The sequence below is a fragment of the Pseudomonas sp. RL_105y_Pfl2_101 genome, assembly GCF_963970585.1.
Lineage (GTDB): Bacteria > Pseudomonadota > Gammaproteobacteria > Pseudomonadales > Pseudomonadaceae > Aquipseudomonas.
Window position 1 is genome coordinate 1 of the sequence record NZ_CAXAPG010000061.1, and the last position, 12273, is coordinate 12273.

A 12273-nucleotide genomic window follows, 5' to 3' on the forward strand; every position below is an offset into this window, starting at 1 on the left:
TACGCTGCCCATGTGCGATATGCGGCCAGCTATCAATGCGAATGGTGGCATCGCCCGACAAACTGCCGACATCCAATTCGCCGCTCTGATTGGCCTCGAGGATGCGCGGTTTACTCGGCATCAGCGCATTCTCCAGCAAGGCGCTCACATTCAACGTGAGCGAATCCGGTGCCGGCAGCGACGTGCTACCACGCGTCACCGTATAGGTAACCGTCACCGGCTTGCCCAGGGCGTAGGCGATCAACCCCACCGGCAGTTCGATCGTCTTCTGCCCGACGGTTCCCACCTCAACCGGTACCGTACTGTGTGATCCCTCCTCCGGGCTACCCGTCGCACCGGTCCAGGTGACGCTGATCTGGTCGGTGCTCCGCATGTCATCGTAGTGCGGCACTACCGCCGTCAGATTGGCCACCGCCGCAAGCGGATCGAGCTGAGTGCCATCCGCCTCGGCGATTGTCAAGGCAGGCAAACGGTTGGTAGTTCCCGTCCAGGTCGGCGATTGTTTGAAGCGAATGCAGTCGAGGCTCAGGGTAAAGTCACCAATACCGTCGCTTGACGTCGTAACTGTCCAAGTGAGGCCATCCTCGACCAGCGTTCGAGCCTGCGTCGGCTCAACTTGCAGCCTTGACTGATCGACGGTGAGCGTCAGGTCCTCACCCGTCAACACACTGTCGGAGCTGGGTTTGAGCTTCAGTTCGTAAGACTGGCCGGGCAGTATCAGCCAAGGATCGTCGGGCGAAATCTCCTCTCCGTCGACACTCAGTTCGAACTGTGCCCATTTACGGGTAGGGATGGTCTTGATGTCGAAGACTTGCGCATGCCTATCGGCCTCGGACTTGTAAGGGCTGTCAATGGTCGCGACCAACTGGGCATCGCCAGTGGGTTGGTAGACATAGGCAGACCAACCATCAGGCCGAGTGGGAATGGTGGTCAGTAGCTCGTCATCATGACGCCATTGCACGTCGATACCAGGCTCAATCTCATCGGAAACGGTGTAACGAACCTTGACATGAAGATCGATGGTCTCGTCTTCCGCCACGCTTGGCCAGAAGTCCCGCAGGATGTGCCTGACGATATCAAGCTTGTAGGGCCCGACGATGCAGGCCAACGTTTCATGGGGCGGGGCGTGATAGACACTTTCAAAGCGCAGGGTGGCAGTTTTGCCATCAACGCTGGCATCGCCAGCATCACCATCGTTACGAATTTCCCAGCCCGTGGCGATAGGCTGGGCATCATCATCGTCGTCAGGTTCGGTCGGCGTCACTTGCAGCCAGGCCTGCCCGGCCTCGTCCTGATTGGTGAAGGACGCGTAGGCGCTGGTGCCTTTATAAACCCCGCCGCCGGCCCAGCCGCAGTCTTCAGCCACCGGCAAGTCAAGGTGATGCGTCCCTCCCCCCCGGCAGATCGGCATATAGGCACGGCCGTCTTTTTCCACCCAATAGCGTGCGCTGAAGCCATCCAATTCGGGCATGGGTTGATCGGTGGTCAGTTGCAACGGTTTAAGGTGCAGGAATAACGACACACCGAAGGCCACTTCGGGAGCGACATCCGATCCTTGGGCCTTGCCGGAAAAATGCAACTCACCACGACCACCCGGCCAACCAGGCTCTTGGGCGACAGGCTGGTCGTTTTCTGGCCCGCTCGTGATATCGACATCAGGGCTGGATGGATCGAACAGTCCGGATTGAAAGGCCAGGACAGCTTTTGGCTGGTTGTTCTCGTTGTTCAGAACGATCGTTTCGTCGCAGGTCAACCAGTCTCGTGGCTGCTCCACGCCTTCTCTCATGTTGCTCGTGTGCAACTCGTATTCCCAGTAATGCGCCCTGGCGTTGAAGTACGCCCGCACTTTAGGATTTTCGCTCGACCATTGTGTCGGTTGATAAAGAAACCTGACTTGATACCCGTCCTCTGCCGTCAGGTTAAGGTCGACTGGCAGATCGAATTCGATCGAGGCCTCCGCCGCGCCATAGAGATAGACAAAACGGCGTTGGATGTCGGGGCTCATTACATAGACGAGATCGGCACCGTCGTCGTTCCCGGGTGCGCGCCTCGTCCATTGCGAAGGCCAAGTACTCGTGAGTAAATCGCCTGCTTCTCCCAGCAAGTTGCGCTCGATTTTTTTCTGCACGCTCATGTCCACGCTCCCTGACAGGTTGTGTTACGTCAGTTCGGTGACTACAGGCCAAGCTTGAACGAGGTTTATGGACGCCTCGTCCTACTGGCGAAACACCGTCTCTTTTAAAAGCTCTGTGATGGTCTCGGCAAAGTCTTTGCCGCCATCGTGGGCGGTGTATTCCACTTCGACGATGATGTCGGTCAACGACTCCAGAATCTCTGTTTGCTTGTCGGAGTCGGGGTGTGGAAAGGCGATTTGCCACGAAGCGATCGCGCCGGTTCGTTCGAAGGACGCATAACGGTCTTCGTCGAAAGCGAAACGTGAGCCGATGCCGTCATCGTCCAGTCCGTCGGAAACGGCGATTTGCGGCTGGGCGCGCAGGTTATAGCGCACATAAGTGGTATCGGCGTCAGCATGCGCCGGATCATAGAGATGCTGGGCACCACCAGGGTCGGGTTTGATCAGCAGCTTGCTGGAGAGTTGCGTGAGCGTCATGCACGCCGTCTCGTAGGGACCGAACAGCGCCGGCAGGGTGATCGACACGCGACGAATCTGGCGCAAATAATGGCCGGGATAATCGCTGTCGTAGCACCGGCTATCAAGGGTGAAATCCAATTTCCCGGTAACCTTGAGCGTCTCGAATGTATCTGGCCAGGCATCCCCGAAATAGTCGCGCAACGATACCAACTTCCTTATCGTCAAGCGCCGTTCATAGCGATGTAAAAAAGCTGACTCCATGCGCAGCAGACCCAGCGTCAGCGATTCGCCAGCAGTAAAACCATGATGGCTGTCGACCCATGCACCGGGCAGGATGAAGTGGCTTTCATAATCGCCAATTTCGTACTGCCAGCAGGCCTGCGCCGACAAACACAGGGCGGTCACCGCATCGTAGGTCTGGAAATACAACGTGGCCATTTTGCTCTGCATCCAGCGGTAGAGCGATGCCCGGGAGGTGCGGGTCTGGGTGAGGAAGGTATACATCTCCTTGGCCTGTTCGATGGCCCGAGCTTGCTGATTGACCGAGACCGTCGATGCCTGGATCTGGATCTGCTGGGCTTGCACTTGTTTTCCCAGTGCCTCGAGTTCGGCAATCGCCGCCTTATGCTGGAATTCCCACTCTTCGCGCAGGCGCCGTTGTGAACCGTAGCGCTCATGGAGGTTGGCCCAGAACGATTCACTTTGACTGTAAGCGCTCGTCGCTGCGGCAGTAGCGTGTGCCGGGGCACTCCACTTGATGCCGCCGGCCGCCATCCCAAGAATGTTGACGGCAAAATCCAATGCGTGTCCGAAGCTGGTGGTGGACCCCGTAGCCACGGCGCCTTTTCTTGCACGCTTTAGATTCTCGGCCGCCTCGATTTCCTCCTTATTCAAACCCTTCTCGACCAATCCATGAAAATAGCTTTTTCGCTCACCTACCATCAGTTGGGAAGCCTTGAGAGCCTCAAGCGTGACTTCGGCATGGCGCAACAATTCGGTTTGCAGTTCGCGACTGAAATCGCTCATCTCGATGAGATGTTCCTGTTGCAACGTTTCCTGGTCGCAGCGATCCGCCTGCTCAGTATATTGCCGAAGCTGGTCACCAAACCTGCACAGGGTCTGCACCGCTTGCTGCGCGCGAGGCAAGATGGCCATGAAGCGATAAGGCGGAACGATCGGTGGCGTCAGGATGTCCCGCAGGTTGAAGCCACCGCCACCGGCCTGGGCCCGCATCAGGTCCTTGGGATTGATGGGTGTGTCGTAAAGCGGCAAGTCGATGGGCTTGCCGTCGAGGGTCAGGTAATGCCGCAGGTTGTGCAATCGTGCCTTCAGGACGTCCCAGACATCCAGCAGGTCGCGATTGATTTCCGCGCGAAAATCCGGGTGATCCACCAGGGGCGCCAACAGACCATGGCCGGATGTCGGCGGCAGATTGATCAGTGTATCGACCGACAGCGATTGAATGAGCGCGTCGAAACACTCAAGGTTGCGCGCGCCTTCCAGTTCACCGAGGGACTTTGGTGTCCAGTTGGATGCCCCGCGCACATCAGGCGCCGGCCCCATCATGCGCGCGGCCTTCAGATAGAGCATTTTGGCTTCGGTCAAACTGTCGCGTGTCAGCTGCCGATAGAGCCAGTCCCCCCATTCGATCAGGGTCTCGACATAATCGCGAAAAATCCGTTTACGGTAATGAATCGGGTTGCTGTAGGCGATGGCATCCGGATCGGCGGGCGATGCCACTTCGAAACTTGGATCGCCCTCCATCAGCAATGGCCGCGAGCGCCAGTAGGGGGTGGTTTCTGTACGTCCCGGATTGATCTTGGCGGACGGATCGAAGAGATAATACAACCATCCCAGCGCATCCTCGAAACTCATTTCGCGGCGCAGCCGCACCGCTACCAAATGCGGGAGATGGAAGAATATTTCCCAGAAATAACGCCCGTTCGCGCCATGGAAGTCTAAAAACTCCGGTTTATCCGAGCCCGGACGCGGCGGCTCTTCGGTGTGCTGGCTGTCCCAGGAAAGCAGATTGCCAATGGAAAGCCCCGCCCGCTCCACCAGCTCGCGACCGAACGAGGTGTTCAAGCGGATGGATTGGACGGCGTTTACCTCTCCGAACTCAGCACCAAAATCGAGAAACTGACTGGCCTGACCCTGAGCACTCTCGGGCCCTAAGACGATTTTTGACCCGTCGAGCGGCGGGGCATTGAGTGTAATCTCGTACTCTTGATAGCCCCCGCTCCAAGTACCGTCTTTATATTCCCCCAACCCGACGGCAACGATTTGCGGATTGCTATTCAACGCAAGCCAGTTTAAGTGCAACGCGGCCCCATTGAATGTAAACGACTGAAGATCCCCCGCGGGCGCTTTGCCCTCGCCTACCCAGATGGGCAGGGAGAGAGGACCTACTGATCCGGTTCCACGGTTTGAAAACTGGCCATTGATTATAAAATCCGAGTTGTTATCGCTGGTGACTCTCAACCAGGTTCCATGGTTGGCATATTGGGCGTCTGGCAGGTTTGCCATGTGCCGAAAGATACGCCTATAAGTACCATCGCTATTAAAAGCCGGTATAGCCAAGGAGGCTGTAGCACTCCCCCCCCCAACCGTCGCGGTCTCCCCTGCCACACCCTGCTCATCTAAAAATTCGACCCGTGCAGGCGCCGTGAAGTTACCCGAGGAAAAGTCAAAGACTATGTTGTAGTATTGGTCACGGCGAAGATTACAGAAAGACCCAGTCATAGAAATATCAATAAAAGAATGCGGCTGCGAGATAATATATTTATAAACGCGCGTGCGAAAATTTGATATCCGCTTCTCAGAAAGCCTATGAAAACTCCCGACTGTTATCAAAAGAGAAGATCCAGCGACGTTTATTGCCCGTAGGTAGAGGTAATTCGTATATCCCGGCTCGCCCCCGGGGTTCTTGACTTGAATGGATTCTACTCCCCACCTGTTGTAGTTTCTTTCGCCACCCAGCTGCGGCAGGCGTCGTTGGAGATAAGACGTCCCCTGACCCTGAGCCGGCCCCTCCGGCCAATATTGCTGGAACAACTCATCAATGTGCGCCTGTTCGGCTTGCGCGAGGTCGATGCGGTTCAGCAATTCATCCCATGCGTAATAGCATCTGGTGCGCTCCCCATCGGCGGTTGACAGCTCCACGCCAAGCACCATCTGCGCCGCTTCTTTGGTAATCCCGCTTTCACTGGTGATTGCCAGAAGCTTATTGTTTCCTTCTGTCGCACGTGCGCGCCGATGGCGCTGATCGGGCTGCGGGCTTTCGCGCTTGAGCATGACCGTGTCAACGACAAACGGCGGGCTCCAGCCGCCGCTCAGGTTGCGATAAGAAAAGCGAATATCAAACTGGTCCCAATTGAGCCCTTCAGCCTCGCCAATATCATTCAAGGATGATCTGCTCACCCAGAAGACGAAAAGCCGGCTGCCAAAAAAAGTCAGGCGCACACTCACGGCATCGCCTATCGCGGCCTCGCTGGGTTCCCACTCACTCCAGGCGCTGGGCGGAATCCGTGTCTGCCCCTCACCGCGAACGATGCCAGCCTTGCGCCAGTAATATTTGTTATCGACGGGCTTGCGCCCGAGGAAATAATAGTCCGCTTGATAAACAGTTGAATCGGACAGCACAAAAGGCCCATCAATGTACCCGCTGAGCACCTGGATATCGGCGATTTCTTCGAATTGCTCGAGATAATTGAGCACGGACGATTGTGCACGCTCGGTATTGAGACGTCCTTGCGCAAGGCCCCCTTCCAACTCTTCATAAAAGCGCGTTTTGACAATGCGCAATTGCGGATCGATATAGTTTTCCGGATAACTTTTCAATTTCTCGACGCCCGCCCAAATCGCATAACGGCTTTCCCACTGACGCCAGGTTTCCACTTCCCGCTCATCGAACTGTTGTCCGAAACCCGGCTCGTCGCCGGAATAAATGCCGTGGATATAGCGCTGCAAGCTGGCGATCATCTCGCCCACGGCGGATGTTTTCGGCGCCGTGTCGACATGGTGGTCGAACAGGTGATAGGCATTGAGGTCATCGGCTGCGGCCAGCACATGGGTATCGCCGTCTCGGGCCGCCACGGCGCCTAAGTAACATTCAAGAAGTGCCTCCTGGCGCTGCTTGTTCAAGGCTTCAAGTTTCGTCGTGAGATCCTTCATGACCGCGCCTCTGGGATTTCATACCTGATGGCTGATTCGCTGCTCCAATCCTGGGATCACCGCAGGGGGCATCGATGTGCGTGTGAATGGGTAAGGGCCCGTTCAGGATCCCGGTCGGCGGGATGACTGGCCATCCCATTGGATTTTCGTGCGCAGGATCCGGCTATAACGGGTGCCTTGCAGCGCCGCCCCGATCGAAAAGACCGCCCTGGGATCGGGCAGTTGTCGGCAGTCGATTTGCCAAGTCAAGCTGCCCCCCTCAGGAAGCTGGCGCATCTGCAAAAAGCTCGGGGTCGCCACCAACCCTTGGCCGACCGGATTGACCCCACTCCAGGTCAGGGCGATCTTGCGATCTGCCCTATCACTGGCGTCGGACGTATCCACCAGGGTCAGGGTGTAGCGCTGGCCGACGACGAAGGTCAGCGAATCCGACTCGGCTTCGGTCGCCTTCTGATCTACCCGCGCCAAGGTGAATTGCCAATTCGGCTCGGCAAGGACTTTTATCGTGAAGCTGACCACCGGCCCCTCAAATGCATCGAGTGTTGCCGTAAGCGCATATTCGCCAGCTCGATCGATCGGCACGGCAAAAACCGCCATGCCTTCGGAATCGGTCCGCGTCTCTTTCGGTCCATCGACATCGTCCATCATCCATTGCACGGGATACTCGCCAACCCCCTCAAACCTCGCAGGGGTGCCCGGCTCGACCTCGGCTTCCACCCGCACCCGCATATGCATCACCTCACCCGCCTGGGCAATCACCAGCACATTGGCTGGGGACGCCGCGGCAAGCCTGGGCACGGGGAGAATGACCATGGCCTGTTCAAACGAGTCCTCTCGGTCGTCCTGTCTGCTTGGAGGCAAGAGGCTCGCGCGAACGGTCATGGCGCCTTCCTTGAGCTGCGACGCGGGCAGCTCGAAAACTGCGTATCCATCAGAATCTGAAACAGCCACTTCCTCCGGTGTGTACTCTGACCCATCAGCGAACTGCACGTGCCAATCGATTTGTGCTTCCGACTTGCCCGCTCCGCTCAGCGAGAGAACGCGGCAGGCGATTGTTACGTCCTGGCCGAGCACATTCGGCCCCTTGAAGCGCAACCTGTAGAAGTTCTTATCAATATAGGGCGCATCGATGAAGCGAAACGTGGCAAAACCTTGGAGGGTCAGCCCCGCACCGAGGGTGGCCTGGACCGTCGTTATCCCCTCCTCGTTGCTGAACAGCTGGGCGCGGGCGACACCGCTTGCATCGGCAATCGTCGTATCCTTCTTGAACTGACCGGCGCCTTCGACAACGTTCCAACGTACACGCCGATTACGTCCCCGGTTGCCAAAACCGTCGTACACCGTGGCGGACAATTCGAAGGACTCACGGCGACCGGCGAGTTTTGGCGCGCCGTCCACTTCGGGCCTGGGCTGGCGCAAGCCTAGCGTTTCCTCGTCGCAGTCGATTGTCACCGTAGGCATGGCAATACGCTGATCAAGTCCGATGATCGCAAAAACCGTTGCAATGCCCATCTCCGAAGCCGACGTCAATGTGACATTCACCCCCCCATCGAAATCGGTGTGGGACATATCCGAGTCCAAGACGCCTGGGCCTGTCAGGGCCCAACGCACACGAACGTTGACCAGCGGTTTTCCGCTCAAGTCCCGCACCAGCAGGCGATACCTTGCCTGTGCTTTTACCGGCGCTAACTCCAGCGCGTTGGCCACCAGGCGCGTCCGGTCGACCGACGTCTCGCTCGTTGTCGCCTGGCCAACCTCGGGGGCGTTGCCGGAACCGCCCGATTGAAGCCGACCGGCGTAGAGGCTACCGAGCGCATATTGCACGGCGTTGCGATAATCTTCGGTATTGGCGGACACCGGCAGTCCGCCAAGTTCATGCAGGGCCAGAATGCTTAGCTCGCTCGTGCGGGCCATCTCCAGCATGCGGATCAAACCATTGAATTGACTTAGCTGTGTAAGCACTCCCGACGGCGCAATGAAACGTACCGCTTCAAGCACCTCACGCGCGCTGAGGCCCAGCATCTCCGCGACCTTGACGGCGGCCGCATCCTGCATCAGCCGCGCGTAATCTTCGCTCTCGATGAAAAGATCAGGGTCAAACGCCTGTGGATCGTTGACCAAGGACAAGTAATCCATCAGTGCCGAAGGGGACGCCTGCATACGAGATGCGACATCACGGTAGGTTTGAAGGTGGTATAGCGTGGCGAGCGTGATCGCCCCGCTGTCATCCAAGCCTGGCCGAAATCCAAATAAATCGGGCGCGTCAGTCCAACCTTCCACCTGCCGCTTGTTTGCCGCATGACGACTCAGGAACTCGCCATCCAATTCGAACTGACGGGCGATATCAGCCAAACGACGCAAGTTCCCCAGTTTCTGGAGCATAACGTCAACATTGCTCCAGTTTTCCAGGTCGTCTTCCTCGCCCATGAAGGCCGGGGCCCTGGGCAAGACGGCGGCGCGCAAACGTCGTGCAACCGGATCGGAGCGACTCAACCGCTGCAAAGCCATCGCGAGCAAGGACGCTGCGGGGGTTACCACGCCATCCGTCTCCCACACCCAGCGCAAAATGTCGTAAACGCTCTGGTCGGCCCAATCCATAAGAGGCAGCACGAGATCGGACGATATCGCCAGGTATGTGGCGAGATGCTCTTCGACCAGAGCGCGCTGCGAAGCCCGCATCCGCAGGATGACCGCCGTCACGGACTCCACCACCATATCTTTCAGGGTGTCCGACTCACCCCGGTCCTCCCGGATCAAATCCTCTTTTGAGGCGAGCCTTTCCACCACATCGGCCACAATGTTGCGAATGCTGAGCGCATAGTCCGTATCCGAGCCCGAGACACCGTCAAGCACAATGCCCTGTGCATCGACAACGTCCGTAAGGGCTGAAACCCAGTCGATGCCAACCTTGGTGTCCATGTTATCCAGCGTCGGAGGAACACCTGCTTGCCCCAGGACCTCATTGGTAATACGCAGGCCTTCCAAACTCGTATGCAAGCTGACGACCAATTGCCGCTCGCTATCACTGGCCACGGGGACGGTCGTATTTGAGCGCAACGCTCGCACAAGCCAGGCCAGATCGATGCCTTTGTCCCGGCACCAACGCACGCATTCGACAACAGCCATCAACGCGGCGGTAAAGTCCGTCGCGCCCAGCGAAGGCAGTGCATCGATCGATGGTACGCCAGCAATCTGCTTCAGAATCGGCCCGGTCTGGCCGAGCGTCTGCACGAGCCCGATCAAGACCGTCGGAGGAACTTGCAGGTACCGAGCGATGCTGGCAATGCGATAAAAAGAAGACAAGATTTCCAGATTACGGGTGAGTTGCGGCGGGTCGTAGGCACTGGCGACAACCCGAGCCATGTAAGTGTACTCGGACGTATCCAAGCCAAGGCTGGCACAAATCGCCTGGACGGTTTCCCGCCCGCGTTCATCCATGTTGTCTTCTACCCGCGCGCTGAACGGCGAATTGTCGAGAATCAAGGGCCTCCCCAAAAGCCCGTGATTGACAAAGATACGGTCGTACTGGGGAAGCATTTCTCCGGCGCCAAAAATCGATACCTTGTCGAGCCAAGCGGCAAAATCCTCGGCAGTCACGCCATAACGCGTGCGCATCTCACAAAAAATCCCGAGCACCTTCAGGGTATTGCGGGTGATTTGTGGCATTCCGGTTTTCTTCTCGGCGCAATGGGCCGCGACGATCAGTTGATCCATCTCTCGAAAAGAGGTGCCAAGCCATCGGCTGAGCCGCATAAGCCGGTGGATCCGATCCGCGTGCTCATTCGTCAGGTTCTCAAGCTGAACCGGTGGATTGACTGGGACAGTTTCCATGTCCTCTTGCAGATTGAAGCGCTGCGTTTCATCCGTTGCCCGCAGCTCAATGGCAGGGGACCTCGCACTATTGATATAGACCGCTCCAAAATCCTGTGGACCGGGCTCCTGCAGGGTAACGGTCGATGGCAACACATGCGCGGACAACATCGGCGCCTGTTCCCCCACCGCGAACAATCCTGGCAGTGCTTCGCGCGTCGCCCCGGTACGCGTGCAAAATTCCGCACTGTCTTCCAAAGATGACTTGGAATAAACCCGATAGGTCGTCCAGTAAAAGTCCGCTATTTGCGCTTCGTTTGTTGGATTGGCGCCGTTGAATGGCGCCTCCAGGAGAAGTTCCCGACGCGCCGGGCCGATCGGCAGACTCAGGAGAAACGTATCGTCGCCGCGGTCGGTCTGCATGCCGGGCAAGGCAAAGTAATGAAAATCCGGATCGGTGGCACGCGCCAGTTCACCAAAAGCTGAAACCGACTGGTCAAAAAGCGACAAGATCACTTCAAGCTGCTCGACCCAATGCTCGTACGGCATGCTAAGCGGATAACGTGCACTCGCAAGTAGCCTATCCGCCTCAACGGCATCGGACTCCGATGATCGCCCCGCGTTGAGCAGCGATGCTTCCAAGATCTTCGTCGACAGCGACAGCACCGAACATTCCCGTGTCATCGCCGCCGAATCAAGCCGCTGGGCGGCGATATCCGGCCGCCGAACCTCTAGACGGTACCGATTATCCTCGCCTCCCGCTTGCTCCAGCGAGAGCGCTTTTTTGTACAGACTGACCAGATAAGCGACTGGCGAGGTTCGTGCTTCGATGGCGTTCGGGCGGGCCATGTTTGACCAGTCCTCGTCGAACTCCATGTCATAGCGCGCCCCATCCGTGAGCGAAGCAAAACCCCGATGCACATCGTAAGTCAGGCTATCGGCTCCACGAAGTTCGCGCTCGCGGTATTGGCGCACAATCCATATTGCCGCGCTCATCGCGCGCTCGTGCAACTCTTGCGCCGGCCCGCTGCGCAGCCCCTGAGCAATCCATCGCTCAGGGCGCCCGCGCGCAAGTTCAAGAATAGAACCTGCCTGCGCGACAATGGCATTGATGGTTTCGCTTCCTGACGGATTCAATAGCGCAGCCATGGTTGTCGTCAGCGGCGCCCGGGACGCTGAGGGGTCAGGATTCGAAGGCAAAAGACGGTCGGATGGCATCAGCTTCTCCAAAGTTTTGGAGCGCCCTGCGGGCGTCGCTCCTGATTAATTTCGGGGACACGTACCATTTCGGTATGTGGGGTAATCAAACTCCAGACTTTGGGCAATGGCTACTGTCAGGACTTACAGGTCGCAGCGGACTTTAGATAAGCGGTTGAAGTGGATCTGTTCATCGCCAGGCCTGCCAGTTCCTGACTGGGGCCGGCTTGGAATTGCTCCTGCACAGAGCACAGAGCACCGAGTCAACGACTCGCCGGTTTTGGACGGTGTTATTTACACCAGCCTGGTGCCTACCTACGCTTCGCCCTATGCAAAACGAAATAAACCTCCGTCGCCGTTTTCTTATTCCATTAACAACTAGGCAACTGTCAATCCTGACAGTAGATGGGCACGCCGATTCGCGCCAAATTGAGCACCTGCACACGCGCTCGGAGCCCGGCGATGGACCAGCAGGAAAGTTTGAGCATCACGCCACCTTC

General features: G+C 57.6%; 2 protein-coding genes and 1 pseudogene. All 3 read right to left on the reverse strand.

The genetic code is table 11. The features are described from left to right. Positions 1 to 2134: pseudogene (locus tag AACY31_RS27740) on the reverse strand (hypothetical protein); the annotation flags it as partial. 81 nt (positions 2135 to 2215) lie between these two features. Continuing rightward, a complete protein-coding gene (locus AACY31_RS27745; protein ID WP_339505493.1) occupies positions 2216 to 6766 on the reverse strand; it encodes a Tc toxin subunit A-related protein in 4551 nt (1516 codons plus the stop codon). A gap of 102 nt (positions 6767 to 6868) precedes the next feature. Continuing rightward, complete coding sequence (locus AACY31_RS27750) at positions 6869 to 11794, reverse strand: Tc toxin subunit A (protein WP_339505494.1); 4926 nt, start codon at positions 11792 to 11794, stop codon at positions 6869 to 6871. Positions 11795 to 12273: the final 479 nt, after the last annotated feature.